Consider the following 20,637-nt stretch of genomic DNA (forward strand, 5'->3'; position numbering starts at 1 on the left):
GGGGTATCGGCGCGCGGCAGGCGCGGCGCGGGATCGGCGGCGGGCCGGGGCAAGGCCGTGGCCATGGGCTGTTCCGCCTCGGCCGGGGGGGCGGCGGCGGGATCCGGGGCGACATCTGCTTGCGGCTCAGGGGCGGCTACGGCCTCGGGCGCGGTTGCGGGGGGGCGTGTGGCGGCGGGTTCCTCGGCCGCAGCCTCGGGCATCGCGCCCGGCAGCACGACAACGGGAGAGGTCGGTGCGTCATCGGCGTCGGGCGCGGCATCCTCGGGGACGGCCGGAACGAGGGTCAGCGGCCCGACCGGCATGGGCGCGGGCGACGGTGCCTCGCCACGATCCGGCAGCGGCGTGGAGAGCGACACGGCCCCCAGGACCACGCCGGAGACCACGAGGCCGAGGATAAACCCGTTCAGAATTCCGCCACCCATACTGCCCCCGCTCGTTTGCGTCGGGCCAGATACCCGGGCGCTGTCCCGGCGATCCTGGCCCCAGCCGCCTTGACCACGGGCGCTTGACCACCCGGCGCGGCTTTGAAACATGTATACCTCGGGTGTGCGCCGCCTTCACCCCCCCTTTTGAACCTCAAGCGCCGGACCCGCCCCCATGCTGCTCCTGATCGACAATTACGACAGTTTCACCTGGAACCTCGTCCATTACCTGGGCGAATTGGGGGCCGAGACGCAGGTGGTGCGCAACGACCAGATCACGGTGCAGGACGCGCTGGCGCTGGCACCTTCGGCCATCGTCCTGTCGCCCGGCCCCTGCGATCCGGCGCAGGCGGGCATCTGCCTTGCGCTGACGCGGGCCGCCGCCGGGGCGGGTGTGCCGCTGTTGGGGGTTTGCCTCGGCCACCAGACCATCGGGGAGGCCTTTGGCGGCAAGGTGCAGCGCCACAGCGAGATCGTGCATGGCAAGATGGGCGAGATCCATCACGCGGGCAAAGGCGTCTTTGCGGGCCTGCCCTCGCCGCTCAAGGCCACGCGGTATCATTCGCTGGTCGTCGACCGCCCCACGCTGCCCGATGTGCTGGAGGTGACGGCCGAGTTGCCCGACGGCACGATCATGGGCCTGCGCCACAAGACCCTGCCCATCGAGGGCGTCCAGTTTCACCCCGAAAGCATCCGGTCCGAACATGGCCATGCGATGCTGAAGAATTTCCTGAACATGGCGCAAACCGCCGAGGGAGCCGTCCCCGCATGACCGATGCGATGAAACCGTTGATCTATGCCGCCTCGGAAGGGCCGTTGTCGCGCGCGCAGGCCGAAGCCGCCTTCGAGGAATTGTTCGAAGGTACCGCCACGCAAGCCCAGATCGCGGGATTGCTGATGGCGATGCGGGCGCGGGGCGAATCCGTGGCCGAATATGCCGCAGCGGCCCAAGTGATGCGGGACCGCTGCGTGAAGGTGGCGGCGCCCGAGGGCGCGATGGATATCGTGGGCACGGGCGGCGACGGGATGGGGACGCTCAACATCTCGACGGCGGCGGCTTTCGTCGTGGCGGGCGCGGGCGTGCCGGTGGCCAAGCACGGGAACCGCAACCTGTCGTCGAAATCGGGATCGGCCGATGCGCTGTCGGAGCTGGGGATCGACGTGATGGTCCCGCCGGCGGTGGTCGAGCGCGCCATCGCGGAGGCGGGCATCGGGTTCATGATGGCCCCCATGCATCATCCGGCGATGAAACAGGTGATGCCGGTGCGGACCGAACTGGGCTGCAAGACGATCTTCAACATCCTCGGGCCGCTGACGAACCCGGCGGGGGTGAAGCGGCAATTGACCGGGGCCTTTGCCATCGACCTGATCTTTCCCATGGCCGAAACGCTGCAGGCGCTGGGGTCGGAGGCGGCGTGGCTGGTGCATGGATCGGATGGAACCGACGAGATTTCCATTTCCGGCCCGACCTCGGTTGCGGTGCTGAAAGACGGAAAGATCCGGCCGCGCGAGGTTCATCCCGAGGAGGCGGGGCTGCCGGCGCATCCGTTCCGCGACATCCTGGGCGGGACGCCCGCCGAGAATGCGGTCGCGCTGCGGGCGCTTTTGGCCGGTGAAAAAGGCGCCTATCGCGACGCGGTGCTGCTCAACGCAGCCGCCGCACTGGTGGTCGCGGAAAAGGCCGGGGATCTGAAAAGCGGGGTCGAGATCGCCGCCGAGAGCATCGACAGCGGCAAGGCAAAGGCCGCGGTCGAGAAGCTTGCCGCGATCACGCAAGCGGCCAAGGGAGCATGAGCGCGGCGATGGCAACCATTCTGGACAAGATCAAGACCTACAAGCTGGAGGAAATCGTCGCCGCCAAGGCCGCGCGACCGCTCGCGGGCGTGGAGGAGGCCGCACGCGCCGCCCCCCGCGTGCGGGGCTTCGGCGCGGCGCTGACGGCGGCGGAGAAAACCGGCTACGGGCTGATCGCCGAGATCAAGAAGGCGAGCCCGTCCAAGGGTCTGATCCGGGAGGATTTCGATCCGCCGGTTCTGGCGCGGGCCTATGAGGCGGGTGGCGCGACCTGCCTGTCGGTCCTGACCGATACCCCCAGTTTTCAAGGCAAGCCCGAGTACCTGAGCCGGGCGCGGGCGGCCTCCTCCCTGCCCTGCTTGCGGAAGGATTTTCTTTACGACACCTACCAGGTGGCCGAGGCGCGGGCCTGGGGCGCGGATTGCATCCTGATCATCATGGCCTCGGTCGAGGATGGTCTGGCGGCTGAACTGGAAGATGCGGCGCGGCATTGGGGGATGGACGCCCTGATCGAGGTGCATGACGATGCGGAGCTGGACCGCGCCTTGACGCTGAAAAGCCCGCTGCTGGGGATCAACAACCGCGATCTGAACACCTTTGTGACCGATCTGGCGACGACCGAGCGGTTGGCGGCGCGGGTGCCCGGAGACCGTATGGTCATCTCGGAATCGGGACTGTTCACTCCTGCCGATCTGGCGCGCATGGCCGAGGCGGGGGCGCGGTCCTTCCTGATCGGTGAAAGCCTGATGCGACAGGCGGATGTGACGGCGGCAACCCGCGCGATCCTGTCCGACCCAGTGGCGGGGTGAGACCATGGCGGAACTGACCCATTTCGACGGCGCGGGACAGGCCCATATGGTCGACGTCTCGGACAAGGCGGTGACCGACCGGATCGCGGTGGCCGAAGGTTGGGTCAAGATGCGGCCCGAGACGCTGGCATTGGTGGAACAGGGCAGCGCGAAGAAGGGCGATGTTCTGGGCATCGCGCGGCTGGCGGGCATCATGGGCGCCAAGAAGACCGCCGATCTGATCCCGCTCTGTCACCCTTTGCCGATCACAAAGGTGACGCTGGATCTGGTGACGGATGCGGCGCTTCCCGGCGTACGGATCACGGCGACGGTCAAGACCACGGGCCAGACAGGTGTCGAGATGGAAGCGCTGACCGCCGTGTCGGTGGCGGCCTTGACGGTCCATGACATGTTGAAGGCGGCCGAGAAGTCGATCGAGATCGGCGGCATCCGCGTCGTGCTGAAGGATGGCGGCAAATCCGGGCGTTACGAGGCGGCGCCGTGAGAGGCGGTCCGCGCCCTGCCCCGTGGGTGGCGCGGGTGGCAGCGGCCCGCCATCCGTATTTTCGGGAAGATGAAGCCATGAGCGGGGGGCGCGGATGATCACGGTCGAGGAAGCGCTGGCCGCCTGCCTTGCGCTGGTGCGCCCGTTGGAGGTGGAGCGCGTGGCGCTGGCCGATGCCGGGGGGCGCGTTCTGGCCGAGGATGCCGTCGCGCGCCGCGACCAGCCGCCCTTTGCCGCATCGGCGATGGATGGGTACGCGATCTTGCAGGAGGATCGGGTGGCGGGGCGCAGCCTGCGCGTGGTGGGCGAGGCGCCCGCCGGCCGCGCCTGGGCCGGCCGCCTCGGGCCGGGAGAGGCGCTGCGCATCTTTACCGGCGCGCCGGTGCCCGAGGGGGCGGATTGCGTCGTGATCCAGGAAGATGTGAGCCGGGCGGGCGATGTCGTCACGCTGGGGGCACAGCTTGACGGCGCGTCGAACATCCGCCCTGCGGGGGGCGATTTCCGCTTGGGTGCGCGGCTGGCCGCCCCGCGGCGGATGAGCCCCGCCGATGTGGCGCTGTGCGCCGCGATGAACCTGCCCGGACTGGTGGTGCGGCGGCGACCCGAAGTGGCGGTCATCGCCACGGGAGACGAATTGGTCAGCCCCGGTGAGGCACCGCGCGCCGATCAGATCGTCGCCTCGAACAGTTACGGGGTGAAGGTGCTGGTCGAGGCCGAGGGGGGGCGTGCGCGGCTTTTGCCCATCGCGCGGGATCGGCGCGAGAGCCTTGAGCAGGTGCTGAAACTGGCCGAGGGCGCCGACCTTGTGGTGACGATCGGTGGCGCATCGGTCGGGGATCATGACCTTGTCGGCGCGGTCGCGGGGGGCATGGGATTGGAGCGCGCGTTCTACAAGGTCGCGATGCGGCCCGGAAAGCCGCTTATGGCCGGTCGGCTTGGTGATGCGGTCTTGCTGGGCTTGCCGGGAAATCCGGTCTCGTCGCTGGTGTGTGCCGAGATCTTCCTTGTGCCGATGCTGCGGGTTCTGCTCGGGTTGCCGGGCGGGCCCCGGGTGCGGCGGATGGGCGTGTTGGCCTGCGACCTGCCCGAGAACGGGCCACGCGAGCATTACATGCGCGCGACGCTGACGTCCGGGGGGGACATGCCGCGCCTCTTGCCGCATGACAGCCAGGACAGTTCGCTCCTGACGGTGCTGGCCCATGCCGGGGCACTGGTCGTGCGTCCGGTCCATGACGGGCCGCGCGCGGCGGGCGATGTTGTGGAGTACCTGCCGCTTGGGGCGGATTTCACGTGATTCGTTGACACGGACCGGGAACAGGGGTAGAACATTACCCGAACGTGGCGGGAATGGACCCCGACATTGGACCCGATGTGATGCCCCATCTGAGGAGTATGCGCCGATGCTGACCCGCAAGCAGCGTGACCTGCTGGAATTCATCCACAAGCGCGTGCAGCGCGATGGCGTGCCGCCGTCCTTCGACGAGATGAAGGAGGCGCTGGACCTGCGGTCGAAATCCGGCATCCATCGGCTGATCACGGCGCTGGAGGAACGGGGCTTTATCCGGCGACTGGCGCATCGGGCCCGCGCGCTGGAAATCGTGAAGATGCCCGATGCGGTCGAACGGCCCGGGTTTGAGCCGCGCGTCATCGCGGGCGACCGGACGGATCCGCCCCGCGGCGCGATGCCTGTGGAGGCCGCGGCGATGGAGGTGCCGGTGATGGGCCGGATCGCGGCGGGCACGCCGATCGAGGCGATTTCGCAGATCGAGAGCCATGTCGCGGTGCCGCATCAGATGATGCGGTCGGGGCGCAGCCATTACGCGCTGGAAGTGCGCGGGGATTCGATGATCGAGGCCGGGATCAACGATGGCGACATCGTGGTGATAGAAGAAGGATCGACAGCCGATAACGGCGATATCGTCGTGGCCCTGGTCGAAGGCCAGGAAGCCACGTTGAAGCGATTGCGCCGCAAGGCGGGGATGATCGCGCTGGAGGCGGCGAACCCCGCCTATGAGACGCGGGTGTTCCGCGACGATCAGGTCAGCGTTCAGGGCAAACTGGTCGGGTTGATCCGCACCTATTGAGGGGCAATGGCCTCGGCTTGGGGCGACCATGGGCGGTCGCCCTGCACCCTGCGCGCGGTGATCACACGAAGCGCCGCGCCTTCGGGCATCAGCGCGATTGCCCCGGTCCGGGCCAGAAGCGTCCCGTCGAGGACATGACAGGCGGGCCCGGGCAGAAGCCTTGCAGCCGGGTCACCCGATAGCCTTTCGGCGAGCTCCGCGGCGGATGCGGTCAGGGGGCCCTCGGGCGCGGGTTCCGAAAGGACGACCAGATCGTATCGGGTGCAAGCGGCGGCAGCCTCGGCCAGCGCCGTGCGCCCTGACCCGTGCCATATCGACCAGTCGCCGATCCGCGCCCATTGCCCGGCCCCCGAGATTTGCCAGACGGGACGGGCCGCAGCCTCGGGCTGGGTGGCGGGATCGCCGTCATTCTCCAGCCAGATTCCGGCGACGAACCCCTCGCCCTGCGCGCGGCTGAGCGCGCGCCCCGCCTGAGACATGAGGCCGACCATGCCGCCGCTGTCGGAGACGAGGATGGCAGGCCGCCCGTCAGCCGACCACAGCAGGAGCGCGGTGATCATAGGCAGAACGCCCAACCACCGCGCCCGCCCCTGCCAGAGCAGCACGACAAGCGCGCCGAGCGTGATCGCCCCGAGCGTCCAGCCCGCTGGTGTCGGCACCGGCTCCACCGCGCCGGGCAATGCTGCGACATGGGCGGCCACGGCAAGGATCCAGGCCAAGCCCCATTCCATTGCCCACCAGACCGGTCCCGACAGGCCAAGCGGCCAGAGGATCGCGGCCAGAACCGCACCGGGGATGATCAAACTGCCCATTACCGGCACGCTCAGAAGATTTGCGGCCAGGCCATAGACCGAGATCTGGTTGAAATGCACCGCCCCGAATGGCGCGGTTGCGGCACCCGCAACGGCGGAAGATACGACCAGCGCAAAGGCCCCCTTGGCCCATTTCGGCCAACCCTGCATCCAGACAGCACCCCGCAGCGCACCAAAGACCCCCACAAGCGCCGCAGTGGCCGCAAAGGACATCTGGAAACCCGGCGAGAGCAGCGTTTCAGGCCGGTGAACCAACACGATCAAGGCCGCGATGGCGACCGAGCGCAACGTCAGGGCACGGCGGTCAAGAAGCACGGCGGCAAACATCACCGCCACCTGAATGAAGGCGCGTTCGGTCGCGACATTGCCGCCCGACAGCGCGAGGTAGAAGGCCCCTGCCCCCAATGCCGCCACCGCCGCCCATTTGCGGATCGGGTAGCGCAAGGCGAGCGCGGGGATCAGCGCGAGGAGCTGGCGCAGGGCTGCGTAGACGAAACCTGTGAGCAGGCCCATGTGCAGCCCGGAGATTGCCAGAAGATGCGCGATGTTGGCGGCGCGCATCGCCTCGACCGGGCCGGCCTCCAGCCCGGAGCGATCCCCGGTCAGGACGGCGGCGGCAAAGGCCCCCGGCTGCCCCGCGATCCGGTCCTGTATCGCGGCCGACATGGCAAGGCGCAGGTGAAAAAGGCGCGCAGCCCCCGGCGCGCGGTGGTCGAGCAGCACAACGGGCGTGCGCGTATAGCCGACCGCGCCGAGCGACAGGAAATAGGCGTGAAGCTGGAAGTCGAACCCGCCCGGTTCGGCGGGACCGGCAGGGGCCGACAGATGCCCGGTCATCATCACGATGCTGCCCGGTTCGGGCGCAGCGCCCTGCCCCGCGCCGTGAAGCGACACCCGCACACGCGGCGGGGTGCGGGCGGGATCCAGATCTTCGAGCCGGACCTGGTCGAGCGTGAGGCGGATCGCATCGGAGGCGGAGCGGTCGACGCCCACCACCCGCCCCTCGATCGCACCGTAGTAGCGGAATTCAAGTACGGGTCCCGCCACCTGATGCGTGCGCCCCGCCGCAACAAGGACGCCACCGGCGACAAGCGCCACGGCAAGAAAAAGCGGCCCGAACCCGTCGCGCCAACGCCACGCGCCCAGAAGACCGGCACACAAAAGAAACGCGATGCAGGCAAGACCGAGAGGCCCCGGTTCCCGCGGCAGCGCGAAATAGATCGACACCCCCAGCCCCAGCATCACCGCCGACCAAGGCATGAGCGCGCCCCGCTGCCGCACAAGCATCCCGACAAGAGGCGCGGCAAGCCGGATGGAAGCCTTTGGCGCGCGTTCCGGCGCGAGGATGGCGTCAGCCCGATCTGCCACTTGCCCGACCTGTCACTTGCGGACCCGCCACTTGCCGACCCGCCACTTGCTTGTCAGCGCCCCGAGAGTTGCGGTAACGAGCCCAAGTCTTGCCCGGACATGGTTTCCAACAGGTTAACGCGCGCCCGCCTGCCGGGATGCGGAAGGGATGAGAAATGGCCAATTCCTCGCAGATCGTCACGCGCATCGCGCCCTCGCCCACGGGGATCATGCATATCGGCACGGCGCGCACGGCGCTGTTCAACTGGCTCTACGCGCGCGGGCGCGGCGGCAAGTTCCTTCTCAGGATCGAGGATACGGACCGCGCGCGATCGACCCCCGAGGCGACCGAGGCCATTTTGGAGGGCATGCGCTGGCTTGGCCTCGATTGGGATGGGGAGGCGGTCAGCCAGTTCGCCCGCGTCCCCCGCCATGCCGAGGTCGCCCACGAGATGCTGGCCATGAGCCATGCCTACAAATGCTTCGCCAGCCAGGACGAGATCGAAGCCTTTCGCGAGGCGGCGCGGGCCGAGGGGCGGTCGACCCTCTATCTCAGCCCGTGGCGCGATGCCGACCCGGCAAGCCATCCCGACCGGCCTTTCGTGATCCGGCTGCGCGCACCCCGCGAAGGGGAGACGGTGATCGAGGATGCGGTGCAGGGACGCGTGACCTTTCGCAACGACCAACTCGACGACATGGTCCTGCTGCGCTCGGACGGAACGCCGACCTACATGCTGGCCGTGGTGGTCGATGACCATGACATGGGGGTCACCCATGCGATCCGGGGCGACGACCACCTCAACAATGCCGCGCGGCAGGCGCAGATTTACCGCGCCATGGGCTGGGCGGAGCCTGTCTGGGCGCATATCCCGCTGATCCATGGCGAGGACGGCAAGAAACTGTCCAAGCGCAACGGGGCCACGGGCGTCATGGAATATGCCGAGATGGGGATACCCGCGGCAGCGATGCGCAATTACCTTGCGCGGCTGGGCTGGAGCCATGGCGATGACGAACTGTTCACCGATGCGCAGGCGATGGCGTGGTTCGATTTGCCCGGCATCGGGCGCGCGCCCGCCCGTCTCGACATGAAGAAGCTGGAGAATGTTGCGGGCTGGCACATCGCCCGGATGGCCGATGACGTGCTCTTGTCGGAAATCGAGGCTTTCTTGGCGCTGACAGGCCAGCCGCCCCTTTCGCAGGCGCAGCACGATCTGATGAATGCTGCGATGTATTGCCTCAAGGATCGGGCGAAATCCCTGCCCGATCTGCTTGAAAAAGGCCAGTTTGCCTTGGCCTCCCGCCCCTTGCAGCCCGACGAGAAGGCACAAGCCGCGCTCGACCCGGTATCCCGTGGTATACTGCATGAATTGACTGCGCAGTTGCAGAATGTTAGCTGGGATCGCGACACGCTCGAGGCGGTGCTGACCCGGACGGCAGAGGCCCATGGGACGAAATTCGGCAAGCTTGCCGCGCCCCTGCGCGCGGCCCTTGCCGGGCGCAGCGTCACGCCGAGCGTCTTCGACATGATGCTGGTCATCGGCCGCGCGGAATCGCTTGCGCGCCTGACCGAGGCGGCTTCCCGCGACGGCTGACAGGTCGGGGGGCTGCCGGAGACGGACAGGGGGCCGGCTGCGTTGCGTCTGGCACGCCCCATGCAGGTACCGCGCAGCGCCAATCCGGCGCGGCGACAGGCCAAGACGGAGAAGGGACGACCATGGCAGACACGACCAGAACCGCGACCTTGACGATTGACGGACAGAGCTACGAGCTGCCGATCCATTCGCCCACGGCCGGCCCCGATGTCATCGACATCACAAAGCTTTACGCCAAGGCGGGTGTCTTTACCCATGACCCGGGCTTCACCTCCACCTCGTCTTGCGAAAGCGCCATCACCTATATCGACGGCGACAAGGGCGAGCTGATGCACCGCGGCTACCCGATCGACCAGCTGGCCGAGAAATCGCATTACCTCGAAGTGTGCTACCTGCTCTTGTACGGTGAACTGCCCTCGGCGGCCGAACTGGAACAGTTCGAGACGACGATCACCCGTCACACGATGATCCACGAGCAGATGCACAACTTCTTCCGCGGCTTCCGCCGCGATGCGCATCCGATGGCGACGATGGTGGGTGTGGTCGGCGCGATGTCGGCCTTCTACCACGATTCGACCGACATCAACGACGAGCGCCAGCGCGAGATCGCAAGCCACCGCCTGATCGCCAAGATGCCCACGATCGCGGCTATGGCTTACAAATATTCGATCGGCCAGCCCTTCGTCTATCCGCGCAACGACCTCGACTACGCCTCGAACTTCCTGCGCATGTGCTTTGCCGTGCCGGCCGAGGAATATGTCGTCGATCCGGTTCTGGCCCGGGCCATGGACCGCATCTTCACGCTCCATGCCGATCACGAACAGAACGCCTCCACCTCGACGGTGCGTCTGGCTTCCTCCTCGGGTGCCAATCCCTTTGCCTGTATCGCGGCCGGCATCGCCTGCCTCTGGGGGCCCGCGCATGGCGGCGCGAACCAGGCCTGCCTCGAGATGCTCAAGGAAATCGGCACGCCCGACCGCATCCCCGAATTCATCGCGCGCGCCAAGGACAAGAACGATCCGTTCCGCCTGATGGGCTTCGGCCACCGCGTCTACAAGAACTTCGACCCCCGCGCGACGGTGATGAAGCAATCCGCCGACGAGGTGCTGGATCTTCTTGGGGTGGAAAACAACCCGCTCCTGCAGATCGCCAAGGAGCTGGAGCGGATCGCGGTCAACGACGAGTATTTCATCGAGAAAAAGCTCTTCCCGAACGTCGATTTCTACTCGGGCATCATCCTCGAGGCGATGGGCTTCCCCACCTCGATGTTCACGCCGATCTTTGCCGTCTCGCGCACGGTCGGCTGGATTTCGCAGTGGAAGGAACAGCTGGCCGACCCCGCGATGAAGATCGGTCGCCCGCGCCAGCTCTACATGGGCGAGACGCTGCGCGACTACGTCGAGATCGAGAACCGCTGAGGCTTGTCGCCTTGCGCAACGAGGGCCGTCCCGTACCGGGCGGCCCTTTTCCTTTGGCCTTCATCTTTCCCCAAATACGGCCGCCGGAGGCATTGAAGTCTCTGCCGCAACTGTGAAACCTGCGCCGCGACAGACAGGAGCCCCAGCATGGCCAGAAAGATCATCATCGACACCGACCCCGGACAGGATGACGCCGTGGCGATCCTGCTCGCGCTTGCCTCGCCCGAGGCTTTGGAGGTTCTGGGCATCACCGCCGTCGCGGGCAACGTGCCGCTGTCCCTGACCCAAAGGAACGCGCGCATCGTCTGCGAACTGGCTGGGCGGCGCGATATCCGGGTCTTTGCCGGATGCGAAAAACCGCTGGCCCATGCGCTGGTGACCGCGGAACATGTCCATGGCAAGACCGGGCTCGACGGCATCGACCTGCCCGAGCCGACCATGCCGCTGCAGGAGATGCACGGCGTCGATTTCATCATCGAGACACTTCGGACCGAACCGGCCGATACAGTCACGCTCTGCCCGCTCGGGCCGCTGACGAATATCGCCACGGCCTTTCGGACCGCGCCCGACATCATCCCCAAGGTGCAGGAGATCGTGCTGATGGGCGGGGCCTATTTCGAAGTGGGCAACATCACGCCCGCGGCCGAATTCAACATCTATGTCGATCCCGAAGCCGCCGAGATCGTGTTCAAGTCGGGTGTGCCGCTGACCGTGATGCCGCTCGACGTGACCCACAAGGTCCTGACCACGCGGCCGCGGATCGAGGCGATCCGCGCCATCGGATCGTCTGTCGCCCATGCGGTCGCGCAATGGACCGATTTCTTCGAACGCTTCGACATGGAGAAATACGGCCATGACGGTGCACCGCTGCACGACCCTTGCGTCATTGCCCATCTGATCAATCCGGGCCTGTTTTCGGGGCGGCACATCAACGTCGAGATCGAAACGATGTCGGAGCTGACGCGGGGCATGACGGTGGCCGATTGGTGGGGCGTGACCAAAAGACCCAAGAATGCCCATTTCATGGGCGATGTGGACGCCGATGGCTTTTATGACCTGCTCACCGAACGTCTTGCGCGGCTCTGACCCTTTCCCCCGGCGGCCCCGCCCCCTATGTCTGTGGGGAAAGGAGGGCCCATGACCCCCCGTTTCCCCTTCGACAACAGCTATGCGCGCCTCCCCGACAGGTTCTACACCCGCCAGCCGCCGGTGCCCGTCACCGCGCCCCGACTGGTTGCGGTGAACCGGGCGCTGGCCGGCCGGCTGGGGATCGAACTGCCGCAAGATGAGGCCGAAATCGCCAGCATCTTTGCCGGAAACGCCCTGCCCATGGGGGCGGAACCCTTGGCGCAGGTCTATGCCGGTCACCAGTTCGGCGGCTGGTCGCCGCGTCTGGGCGATGGGCGCGCGATCTTGCTGGGCGAGGTGGTGGCACCCGACGGCGCGCGGTTCGACATCCAATTGAAGGGTGCGGGCCAGACGCCCTATTCCCGCATGGGCGACGGGCGTGCGTGGCTTGGTCCGGTGCTGCGGGAATACATCGTCTCCGAAGCCATGGCCGCGATGCGCATTCCCACCACCCGGGCGCTTGCCGCCGTCACCACGGGCGAGATCGTGCAGCGCGACGGCTTGCTGCCCGGTGCCGTCTTTACCCGGGTGGCCGCCTCTCACATCCGGGTCGGAACCTTTCAGTATTTCGCCGCCCGCAAGGATACCGAGGCGCTTCAGGCGCTGTGCGACCACGCCATCGCGCGGCATTACCCGCAGGCGAAAGGTCCGGCCGGGTTGCTCGACGCGGTGATCGGGGCGCAGGCGCGGCTGATCGCGCAATGGATGGGCGTGGGCTTCATCCATGGCGTGATGAACACGGACAACATGGCGATTTCGGGCGAGACCATCGATTACGGCCCCTGCGCCTTCATGGATGCCTATCACCCCGATACGGTGTTTTCCTCGATCGACCAGTTCGGGCGCTATGCCTTTGCCAACCAGCCCCGGATCGCGGTCTGGAACCTTGCGCAGCTGGCCACGGCCCTGTTGGCCCTGATCCCCGACCGCGACGAGGGGATCGAGGTCTTCACCACCGCCGTCAACGGCTTTGCCGACCGGTTCGATGCCGAATGGCAGTCTGTCTTGGCGCGCAAGCTCGGCCTTGGCGAAAACCGGGAAGGTGACGCAAGCCTTGCCTTTGACCTGTTGAACATGATGGCCGAGAACGGGGCCGATTTCACCCGCACCTTCCGCGCGCTGTCCGGCCCCGATCCCGCGCTGGCGCGCGACGAATTCATCGACCCGACCGTCATGGACGCCTGGCAGGTGCGGTGGCGCGCGCGGATGGCGCAAGAAGACATCGGGCCAGAGATGCGCGTGGCGCGGATGCGCGCGATCAACCCCGCGCGGATCCCGCGCAACCACCGGATCGAACAGGTGATCGCCCAAGCCGCCGAGGGCGATTATGCCCCCTTCCACGGGTTGATGGCGGCACTGGCCGATCCTTTCGCCGAAGCCCCCGAGCTTGTCGCCTACGAGGCCGCGCCCGAGGATGGCGAACATGTCACCCAGACCTTCTGCGGCACCTGAGCGCCCCTGCCCTTCTCCGGCTTCCTTGCGGCTTTTCCCACGCCGCCAAATCGCCTAAACCTGCGGGCCACGACCAAAGCTGCGGGGCCCGCCATGTCCGACACGATCGAAGGCCGCTGCGAGGCGCGGGGCCTGCGCATGACCGAGCAGCGCCGCGTCATCGCGCAGGTGCTGGAACAGGCGACAGACCATCCCGATGTCGAGGAACTCTATGCCCGCGCAAGCGCCCGTGACCCGCGCATCTCCATCGCCACTGTCTACCGGACGGTGAAGCTTTTCGAGGAATCGGGTATTCTCGACCGGCTGGAATTCGGGGATGGCCGCGCCCGCTACGAGGATGCGGAGCGCGATCACCACGATCACCTGATCGACATGCATACGGGACAAGTGATCGAATTCGTCGACCCCGAGATCGAGGCGCTTCAGGAAAAGATCGCCGAGAAGCTGGGTTACCGGCTCAAGGGGCATCGGCTGGAACTTTACGGCGTGCCGATCAAGCGGGGCTGAGCCGCCAAGGTCTCTTGTCCCTCGTCCGGGCCAGCAGACGCTGGCCACCAGACGCTGGCCTGTCGCGCGTCGCATGATATGACGGGCCCGAACAGATGACGGAGATCGCGATGAGCTGGAAAACCCTCGACGACATGGATCTTGCGGGCAAGACCGTCCTGACCCGCGTGGACATCAACGTGCCCGTACAAGACGGCCGCGTCACCGACGACACCCGCATCACCCGCATCCTGCCCACGATCCGCGATATCCTCGCCAAGGGGGGCAAGCCTGTCCTGATCGCCCATTTCGACAGGCCGAAAGGCAAGGTGGTGCCGGACATGTCGCTCAAGGTGACCCTGCCCGCGCTGGAGGCAGCCTTGGGCCAGCGCGTCCGTTTCGCCGCCGAGGATTTCGCGGCGGCCATCGCCGCCACCGAACCGGGCGAGGTTTTGCTGCTGGAAAACATCCGCTTCTTTCCCGGCGAGGAAAAGAACGATGCCGCATTTGCCGCCGAACTCGCGGCGCTGGGGGATATCTATTGCAACGATGCCTTTTCCGCCGCGCACCGGGCCCATGCCTCGACCGAAGCCGTGGCGCATCTCTTGCCCGCTTGTGCCGGGCGCCTGATGGAGGCGGAGTTGCGCGCGCTCGAGGCGGCCTTGGGCAATCCCGCGCGCCCGGTCGTGGCGGTTGTGGGCGGGGCAAAGGTTTCGACCAAGCTCGACCTGTTGTCGAACCTGATCGACAAGGTGGACAGCCTCGTGATCGGCGGCGGCATGGCCAATACCTTTCTCGCCGCGCAGGGCATCGGCGTGGGCAAATCCTTGTGCGAACATGATCTTGCCGACACCGCCCGCGCGATCATGGCCAAGGCCGAGGGGGCGGGTTGTGAGATCATCTTGCCCGGCGATGTCGTGGTGGCAGACCGTTTCGCCGCCGGGGCCGATCACGAAACGGTCGCGGCGGGTGCCGTGCCCGAGGGCGGCATGATCCTGGACGCGGGCCCCGAGACGGTCGCCCGCATCGTCGCGGCCTTCGAGGCCGCGCGGACCCTGATCTGGAACGGGCCGCTTGGCGCCTTCGAGATCGCGCCCTTCGACGCGGCGACCGTGGCGGCGGCGCGGGCCGCGGCCGATTTGACGGAAGCGGGGCGGCTGGTTTCGGTCGCGGGCGGCGGCGACACGGTGTCGGCGCTGAACCATGCCGGGGCGGCCGATCGCTTCACCTATGTCTCGACGGCGGGTGGCGCATTCCTCGAATGGATGGAGGGCAAGACCCTTCCGGGCGTCGCGGCGCTGGAACGGGCGGGCTGATCCGGGACTGTTTGCGCCACCATCATGGACAGCGCCCGCCCGCTTTGGCAGACAGGCGCGACAAGACCCCCAGCAGGAGAGCGAGACAGATGCCCGACGCCGCCATGACAGACCGGATCGCGACCGGACAGGGGTTCATCGCAGCCTTGGATCAATCGGGCGGCTCGACCCCCAAGGCGCTGCGCCTCTACGGCGTCGGGGAAAACGACTATGCCTCCGAAGCCGAGATGTTCGACCTCATCCATGCCATGCGGACGCGCATCGCCACCTCGCCCGCCTTCACCGGCGACAAGGTGATCGGCGCGATCTTGTTCGAACAGACGATGGACCGCGATTTCGCGGGCAAACCGGCCGCGACCTACCTGTGGCAGGACAAGGGCGTGGTGCCCTTCCTCAAGATCGACAAGGGTCTGGAAGAGGCCGCAAGCGGCGTTCAGATGATGAAGCCCATCCCGGGCCTCGACGCCCTGCTCGACCGCGCGGTGGCCAAGGGCATCTTTGGCACCAAGGAGCGCTCGGTGATCCTTGCGGCCAATGCGGGCGGCATCGCGGGCATCGTGGCCCAGCAGGTCGATCTGGGCTTTCAGGTGCTGGCCAAGGGCCTGATCCCGATCCTCGAACCCGAGGTGGACATCAAGGCCCCCGACAAAGCCGAGGCAGAAGCCATCTTGCTTGCCGAATTGCTCAAGGGGGTCGATGCCATCCCGGAGGGCCAGCAGGTGATGCTGAAACTCAGCATCCCGACCAAACCCGACCTCTACGCGCCGCTGATCGCCCATCCGCGCGTGATGCGCGTCGTGGCGCTGTCGGGCGGCTACGAGCGGGCCGAGGCCTGCAAGCGGCTGGCTGCCAATCCCGGCATGATCGCCAGCTTCTCGCGCGCCTTGACGGAAGGGTTGTCGGCGCAGCAATCGGATGCGGAATTCAACGCGACGCTTGCCGCCACGATCGACGCGATCCGCGCGGCCTCCATCACCTGACCAAGGGGCCGCGCGCCCTGCCCTGTGGCCCCCTCGAAAGGGGGGATTCCCTTTTGCGAATCAATGTGCGAATCTGTTGTCCACGGCCCCGTCAGAGGGCCGGTTGATCCGAGGCACAGGCAGATCACCACATGGCGCGCAGCGCATCGCTTACCGGGCTCGTCCTGCCCCTCGCCCTACTGCTGATCGGGGCCTATTTCACCTTCACCGCGGTGCAGGGCAATTACGGCCTGTTCCAGCGCATCCAGATCAGTGCTGAGGCCGACCGGCTGGAAACCCAGCTTGCCGCGCTGGAGACGGAGGTGGCGCGCATGGAATTGCTGACGCGGCGCCTGTCGGACGATTACCTCGACCTCGACCTGCTCGACGAACAGGCCCGTGACGTGCTGGGCTATGTCCGCGCTGACGAGATCATCCTGCCCTAAACCTCCGACGCGAGCGGCACGAAAGCCGACAGGAGGTTCCACGGCGACCTCCCGAAAGACAGCGTCCCTCCCTTCATCTTCCCCCAAATACGGACAGCCCCACGCCTGTCGTGAAGCCTTGCATCCCCTGCAAGGCCCTGCGTCAGGATTGCGGGGTGCAATCTGCGGTTGCCTCTGGTAGAGAAATGTTCAACGTTAAACTATCTCTGCGACCCCCGGGGGAGGATAACCCGAATGCCACCACGCAAGACCGCCGCAGCCCAAGCGGGCGCCACGCCGAACGTCTCGGCTGACGAGCTCAAGCGCTATTACCGCGAGATGCTCCTGATCCGTCGCTTCGAGGAAAAGGCCGGCCAGCTTTACGGGATGGGCCTGATCGGCGGCTTTTGCCACCTCTACATCGGGCAAGAAGCGGTCGTCGTGGGCCTTGAGGCTGCGGCCTCCGAAGGTGACAAGCGCGTCACCTCTTATCGCGACCACGGGCACATGCTGGCCTGCGGCATGGATCCCAAGGGCGTCATGGCCGAGCTGACTGGCCGCGAGGGCGGCTATTCCAAGGGCAAGGGCGGCTCGATGCACATGTTCTCCAAGGAGAAGCATTTCTACGGCGGCCACGGCATCGTCGCGGCGCAGGTGCCGATCGGCGCGGGTCTGGCCTTTGCCGACAAGTACCTTGGCAATGACCGCGTGACCTTCACCTATTTCGGGGATGGCGCGGCCAACCAGGGCCAGGTGGCCGAAAGCTACAACATGGCCCAGCTCTGGGATCTGCCGGTCATCTTCGTGATCGAGAACAACCAGTACGCGATGGGCACGAGCGTCAAGCGCGCGACCAAATCCCCCGATTTCTGGGAACGCGGCGCCGCCTACGGCATCAAGGGCGAAGCGGTCGACGGCATGGACGTTCTGGCCGTCAAGGAAGCGGGCGAGCGCGCCGTGGCCGAGTGCCGCGCGGGCAAGGGTCCCTATATCCTCGAGGTCATGACCTACCGCTACCGCGGTCATTCCATGTCGGACCCCGCGAAATACCGCACCCGCGAAGAGGTGCAGGAGATGCGCGAGAAGCGCGACGCCATCGAACATGTCCGCCAGATGCTGCTGACCGGTGGCCATGCCTCCGAAGACGATCTGAAAAAGATCGACAAGGAGATCAAGGACATCGTGAACGAGGCGGCCGAGTTTTCCAAGGAAAGCCCCGAGCCCGATCTTTCCGAGCTTTGGACCGACATCTACGCCGACGCGGCACCGCAGACCGCCTGAGGGGAGCAGACAGATATGGCAACCGAAATTCTCATGCCCGCCCTCTCCCCCACGATGGAGGAAGGCACGCTGGCCAAATGGCTGGTCAAGGAAGGCGACACCGTCAATGCCGGTGACATCCTGGCCGAGATCGAAACCGACAAGGCCACGATGGAATTCGAGGCCGTCGATGAAGGCGTCATCGGCAAGATCCTTGTCGCGGAAGGCACCGAAGGTGTGAAGGTCAACACCCCCATCGCCATCATCGGCGAGGCGGGCGAGGAGATGGAAGCGCCCAAGGCCGCCGCCGCCCCTGCCCCTGCCGCTCTCCAGACCTCCGAGGGCCGGGCCGATCCCGCGCCGTCGACGGCAGCCCCGGCCCCGGCAGCGCCCAAGGCACCCCGCACGCCCGATTGGCCCGAAGGCACCAAGATGAAGACCCAGACCGTCCGCGAAGCGCTGCGTGACGCCATGGCCGAGGAAATGCGATCCGACGACACCGTCTTCGTCATGGGCGAGGAAGTTGCCGAGTATCAGGGCGCCTACAAGATCACCCAAGGCCTGCTGGACGAATTCGGGGCGCGTCGCGTGATCGACACGCCGATCACCGAACACGGCTTTGCCGGGATCGGTGTCGGCGCGGCCTTCGGCGGGCTCAAACCCATCGTCGAATTCATGACCTTCAACTTCGCCATGCAGGCGATCGACCATATCATCAACTCGGCGGCCAAGACGCTCTACATGTCGGGCGGCCAGATGGGCGCGCCGATGGTGTTCCGTGGTCCCAATGGTGCCGCGGCCCGCGTCGGCGCGCAGCACAGCCAGGATTACGCGGCGTGGTATTCCCACATTCCGGGCCTCAAGGTCGTGCAGCCCTATTCGGCGGCAGACGCCAAGGGCCTCTTGAAGACCGCGATCCGCGATCCGAACCCGGTCATCTTCCTTGAGAACGAGATCCTCTACGGCCGGTCCTTCGAAGTGCCGGATGTAGAGGATTTCACCATCCCCTTCGGCAAGGCCCGTATCTGGCGCGAAGGGTCGGATGTGACCATCATCAGCTTCGGGATCGGCATGACCTACGCGCTGGAAGCGGCCGAGAAACTGGCCGCTGAGGGCATCGAGGCCGAGGTGATCGACCTGCGCACGCTGCGCCCGCTTGATTACGACACGATCCTAGAAAGCGTCCGGAAAACCAACCGCTGCGTGACGGTCGAGGAAGGTTTCCCCGTCTGCTCCATCGGCAACCACCTGTCGGCCTATATCATGACCCATGCCTTCGATTACCTCGATGCGCCGGTCCTGAACTGCACCGGCAAGGACGTGCCGATGCCCTATGCGGCCAATCTCGAGAAACTGGCGCTGACCTCCACCGCCGAGGTGATCGAGGCCGTTCGCCAAGTCACCTACCGCTAAGGAGAAGCGCGCGATGCCCACGGAAATCCTGATGCCCGCGCTGTCCCCGACCATGGAGGAAGGGACGCTGGCGAAATGGCTGGTCAAAGAGGGTGATACCGTCAATGCCGGTGACATCCTGGCCGAGATCGAAACAGACAAGGCGACGATGGAATTCGAAGCCGTCGACGAAGGCGTGATCGGCAAGATTCTTGTAGAAGAAGGCAGTGCAGGGGTGAAGGTGAACGCCCCCATCGCCGTGCTGCTGGCCGAAGGCGAAACCGCGGCGGATATCGGCGGCGGATCGGCACCGGCGGCCAAGACCTCCGACGCCCCCAAAGCGACAGAGGCGGCCCCTGCCCCCGCGCAGGCCACCCCTGCGCCTGCGGCCACCAAGGCTGCGGATGGCGAGCGCGTCTTTGCCTCGCCGTTGGCACGCCGGATCGCCGCCGACAAAGGCCTCGATCTGAGCCAGATCAAGGGGTCCGGCCCGCATGGGCGGATCGTGAAGGCCGATGTGGAGGGCGCGACCGCCAGCGCCGCACCCAAGGCAGCGGCCCCTGCCGCGGCGGCCTCTGCCCCGTCCGAGGCGCCCAAGGCCGCAGCAGCGGGGATGCCGACCGGCCCCGATGCGAGCCAGGTCATGCGCATGTACGAAGGCCGCGACTACGAAGAGGTCAAGCTTGACGGGATGCGCCGCACGGTTGCTGCCCGTCTGACCGAGGCGAAGCAGACGATCCCGCATTTCTACCTGCGCCGCGACATCAAGCTCGATGCGCTGATGAAATTCCGCGGCCAGCTGAACAAGCAGCTGGAAGGGCGCGGGGTGAAGCTGTCGGTCAATGATTTCATCATCAAGGCCTGCGCCAATGCACTGCAACAGGTGCCCGCCGCCAATTCCGTCTGGGCGGGTGACCGGATGCTGCGGCTGAAGCCCTCGGACGTGGCGGTGGCCGTCGCGGTCGATGGCGGGCTGTTCACGCCGGTCCTGAAGGACGCGCACCAGAAATCTCTGTCGGCCCTGTCGGCGGAGATGAAGGACCTCGCCACACGCGCCCGCGACCGCAAGCTTGCCCCACATGAATATGTCGGCGGCAGTTTCGCGATCTCCAACCTCGGCATGTTCGGGATCGAGAATTTCGACGCGGTGATAAATCCGCCCCATGGCGCGATCCTGGCCGTGGGCGCAGGCGTGAAGAAACCCGTGGTTGGGGCCGATGGCGAATTGACCGTGGCGACCGTCATGTCGGTGACGCTGTCCGTCGATCACCGGGTCATCGACGGCGCGCTGGGTGCCGAACTTCTGCAAGCGATTGTTGACAATCTTGAGAACCCCATGACAATGCTTGCATGAACAAGGAATAGCGGCGCCGGGGAGGAGTGGCGACGCTTTTAGACGGGGCTGCGCAGAAACGCGCGGCCCCGTCGCCATTTGGAGATGACATTTGATCTGT

The 20,637-nt window shown here is 66.4% G+C and carries 18 protein-coding genes and 1 pseudogene; 17 read left to right on the forward strand and 2 right to left on the reverse strand.

Features of this window, described 5'->3' with window-relative positions; translation table 11 throughout:
• Positions 1-425 (reverse strand): annotated as a pseudogene (locus QQK63_RS14425) (hypothetical protein); the annotation flags it as partial.
• A gap of 175 nt (positions 426-600) precedes the next feature.
• On the opposite strand from QQK63_RS14425, the gene QQK63_RS14430 reads away from it, so the two are divergent.
• The 6 genes from QQK63_RS14430 to lexA all read left to right on the forward strand — a co-directional run bounded on the left by QQK63_RS14430 (position 601) and on the right by lexA (position 5,596).
• Positions 601-1,197 (forward strand): anthranilate synthase component II, encoded by a 597-nt coding sequence (locus QQK63_RS14430; RefSeq protein WP_277828445.1) that lies wholly within the window; start codon positions 601-603, stop codon positions 1,195-1,197.
• Positions 1,194-2,219 carry an anthranilate phosphoribosyltransferase gene (gene trpD / locus QQK63_RS14435; RefSeq protein ID WP_277828447.1) on the forward strand — a complete coding sequence of 342 codons (1,026 nt, stop codon included), beginning with the start codon at positions 1,194-1,196 and terminating at the stop codon, positions 2,217-2,219. The genes QQK63_RS14430 and trpD overlap by 4 nt, the downstream gene beginning before the upstream one ends.
• A gap of 8 nt (positions 2,220-2,227) precedes the next feature.
• The gene (gene trpC, locus QQK63_RS14440; protein ID WP_277828449.1) at positions 2,228-3,028 is read left to right on the forward strand and encodes an indole-3-glycerol phosphate synthase TrpC; all 801 of its coding nucleotides are present in this window, start codon (positions 2,228-2,230) and stop codon (positions 3,026-3,028) included.
• Between the two features lie 4 nt (positions 3,029-3,032).
• Positions 3,033-3,512 (forward strand): cyclic pyranopterin monophosphate synthase MoaC, encoded by a 480-nt coding sequence (moaC, locus tag QQK63_RS14445; RefSeq protein WP_277828451.1) that lies wholly within the window; start codon positions 3,033-3,035, stop codon positions 3,510-3,512.
• A 94-nt stretch (positions 3,513-3,606) separates the two neighbouring features.
• Entirely contained in the window at positions 3,607-4,806 is a 1,200-nt protein-coding gene (locus QQK63_RS14450) for a molybdopterin molybdotransferase MoeA (RefSeq protein ID WP_277828453.1), read from the forward strand.
• A 106-nt stretch (positions 4,807-4,912) separates the two neighbouring features.
• Positions 4,913-5,596, forward strand: coding sequence for a transcriptional repressor LexA (lexA, locus tag QQK63_RS14455; RefSeq protein ID WP_277828455.1), 684 nt, complete (start codon positions 4,913-4,915; stop codon positions 5,594-5,596).
• On the opposite strand, the gene QQK63_RS14460 is transcribed toward lexA, so the two are convergent.
• A complete protein-coding gene (locus tag QQK63_RS14460) occupies positions 5,590-7,776 on the reverse strand; it encodes a ComEC/Rec2 family competence protein (RefSeq protein WP_277828457.1) in 2,187 nt (728 codons plus the stop codon). The genes lexA and QQK63_RS14460 overlap by 7 nt on opposite strands.
• 155 nt (positions 7,777-7,931) lie before the next feature.
• On the opposite strand from QQK63_RS14460, the gene gltX reads away from it, so the two are divergent.
• The 11 genes from gltX (at position 7,932) to QQK63_RS14515 (ending at position 20,537) form a co-directional block, all read left to right on the forward strand.
• Positions 7,932-9,347, forward strand: coding sequence for a glutamate--tRNA ligase (gltX, locus tag QQK63_RS14465; RefSeq protein WP_277828459.1), 1,416 nt, complete (start codon positions 7,932-7,934; stop codon positions 9,345-9,347).
• A 122-nt stretch (positions 9,348-9,469) separates the two neighbouring features.
• A complete protein-coding gene (locus tag QQK63_RS14470; RefSeq protein ID WP_277828461.1) occupies positions 9,470-10,765 on the forward strand; it encodes a citrate synthase in 1,296 nt (431 codons plus the stop codon).
• 147 nt (positions 10,766-10,912) lie between these two features.
• Positions 10,913-11,851, forward strand: a complete 939-nt coding sequence (locus tag QQK63_RS14475; RefSeq protein ID WP_277828463.1) for a nucleoside hydrolase — start codon at positions 10,913-10,915, stop codon at positions 11,849-11,851.
• A 51-nt stretch (positions 11,852-11,902) separates the two neighbouring features.
• Entirely contained in the window at positions 11,903-13,345 is a 1,443-nt protein-coding gene (locus QQK63_RS14480; RefSeq protein WP_277828465.1) for a protein adenylyltransferase SelO, read from the forward strand.
• 93 nt (positions 13,346-13,438) lie between these two features.
• Entirely contained in the window at positions 13,439-13,852 is a 414-nt protein-coding gene (locus QQK63_RS14485) for a Fur family transcriptional regulator (RefSeq protein WP_277828467.1), read from the forward strand.
• Between the two features lie 110 nt (positions 13,853-13,962).
• Positions 13,963-15,147, forward strand: coding sequence for a phosphoglycerate kinase (locus QQK63_RS14490; protein WP_277828469.1), 1,185 nt, complete (start codon positions 13,963-13,965; stop codon positions 15,145-15,147).
• 89 nt (positions 15,148-15,236) lie between these two features.
• Positions 15,237-16,127 carry a fructose bisphosphate aldolase gene (locus QQK63_RS14495; protein ID WP_277828471.1) on the forward strand — a complete coding sequence of 297 codons (891 nt, stop codon included), beginning with the start codon at positions 15,237-15,239 and terminating at the stop codon, positions 16,125-16,127.
• A gap of 131 nt (positions 16,128-16,258) precedes the next feature.
• The gene (locus QQK63_RS14500) at positions 16,259-16,552 is read left to right on the forward strand and encodes an FtsB family cell division protein (RefSeq protein ID WP_277828473.1); all 294 of its coding nucleotides are present in this window, start codon (positions 16,259-16,261) and stop codon (positions 16,550-16,552) included.
• Between the two features lie 234 nt (positions 16,553-16,786).
• Positions 16,787-17,812 carry a pyruvate dehydrogenase (acetyl-transferring) E1 component subunit alpha gene (gene pdhA, locus QQK63_RS14505; RefSeq protein ID WP_277828475.1) on the forward strand — a complete coding sequence of 342 codons (1,026 nt, stop codon included), beginning with the start codon at positions 16,787-16,789 and terminating at the stop codon, positions 17,810-17,812.
• A 15-nt stretch (positions 17,813-17,827) separates the two neighbouring features.
• The gene (locus QQK63_RS14510; protein WP_277828477.1) at positions 17,828-19,204 is read left to right on the forward strand and encodes a pyruvate dehydrogenase complex E1 component subunit beta; all 1,377 of its coding nucleotides are present in this window, start codon (positions 17,828-17,830) and stop codon (positions 19,202-19,204) included.
• A gap of 13 nt (positions 19,205-19,217) precedes the next feature.
• A complete protein-coding gene (locus QQK63_RS14515) occupies positions 19,218-20,537 on the forward strand; it encodes a pyruvate dehydrogenase complex dihydrolipoamide acetyltransferase (protein ID WP_277828479.1) in 1,320 nt (439 codons plus the stop codon).
• Positions 20,538-20,637: the final 100 nt, after the last annotated feature.

It is taken from the genome of Roseicyclus marinus (genome assembly GCF_030163795.1).
GTDB classification, from domain to species: domain Bacteria; phylum Pseudomonadota; class Alphaproteobacteria; order Rhodobacterales; family Rhodobacteraceae; genus Roseicyclus; species Roseicyclus marinus.

What these genes read in the sequence shown, in the direction of transcription:
- QQK63_RS14515 (WP_277828479.1), top strand. Translation starts at nt 19,218, where the DNA reads ATGCCCACGGAAATCCTGATGCCCGCGCTGTCCCCGACCATGGAGGAA.
- QQK63_RS14450 (WP_277828453.1), top strand. Translation starts at nt 3,607, where the DNA reads ATGATCACGGTCGAGGAAGCGCTGGCCGCCTGCCTTGCGCTGGTGCGC.
- QQK63_RS14475 (WP_277828463.1), top strand. Translation starts at nt 10,913, where the DNA reads ATGGCCAGAAAGATCATCATCGACACCGACCCCGGACAGGATGACGCC.
- QQK63_RS14480 (WP_277828465.1), top strand. Translation starts at nt 11,903, where the DNA reads ATGACCCCCCGTTTCCCCTTCGACAACAGCTATGCGCGCCTCCCCGAC.
- QQK63_RS14510 (WP_277828477.1), top strand. Translation starts at nt 17,828, where the DNA reads ATGGCAACCGAAATTCTCATGCCCGCCCTCTCCCCCACGATGGAGGAA.
- QQK63_RS14495 (WP_277828471.1), top strand. Translation starts at nt 15,237, where the DNA reads ATGCCCGACGCCGCCATGACAGACCGGATCGCGACCGGACAGGGGTTC.
- QQK63_RS14485 (WP_277828467.1), top strand. Translation starts at nt 13,439, where the DNA reads ATGTCCGACACGATCGAAGGCCGCTGCGAGGCGCGGGGCCTGCGCATG.
- gltX (WP_277828459.1), top strand. Translation starts at nt 7,932, where the DNA reads ATGGCCAATTCCTCGCAGATCGTCACGCGCATCGCGCCCTCGCCCACG.
- QQK63_RS14490 (WP_277828469.1), top strand. Translation starts at nt 13,963, where the DNA reads ATGAGCTGGAAAACCCTCGACGACATGGATCTTGCGGGCAAGACCGTC.
- lexA (WP_277828455.1), top strand. Translation starts at nt 4,913, where the DNA reads ATGCTGACCCGCAAGCAGCGTGACCTGCTGGAATTCATCCACAAGCGC.
- QQK63_RS14500 (WP_277828473.1), top strand. Translation starts at nt 16,259, where the DNA reads ATGGCGCGCAGCGCATCGCTTACCGGGCTCGTCCTGCCCCTCGCCCTA.
- QQK63_RS14430 (WP_277828445.1), top strand. Translation starts at nt 601, where the DNA reads ATGCTGCTCCTGATCGACAATTACGACAGTTTCACCTGGAACCTCGTC.
- trpC (WP_277828449.1), top strand. Translation starts at nt 2,228, where the DNA reads ATGGCAACCATTCTGGACAAGATCAAGACCTACAAGCTGGAGGAAATC.
- moaC (WP_277828451.1), top strand. Translation starts at nt 3,033, where the DNA reads ATGGCGGAACTGACCCATTTCGACGGCGCGGGACAGGCCCATATGGTC.
- trpD (WP_277828447.1), top strand. Translation starts at nt 1,194, where the DNA reads ATGACCGATGCGATGAAACCGTTGATCTATGCCGCCTCGGAAGGGCCG.
- pdhA (WP_277828475.1), top strand. Translation starts at nt 16,787, where the DNA reads ATGCCACCACGCAAGACCGCCGCAGCCCAAGCGGGCGCCACGCCGAAC.
- QQK63_RS14470 (WP_277828461.1), top strand. Translation starts at nt 9,470, where the DNA reads ATGGCAGACACGACCAGAACCGCGACCTTGACGATTGACGGACAGAGC.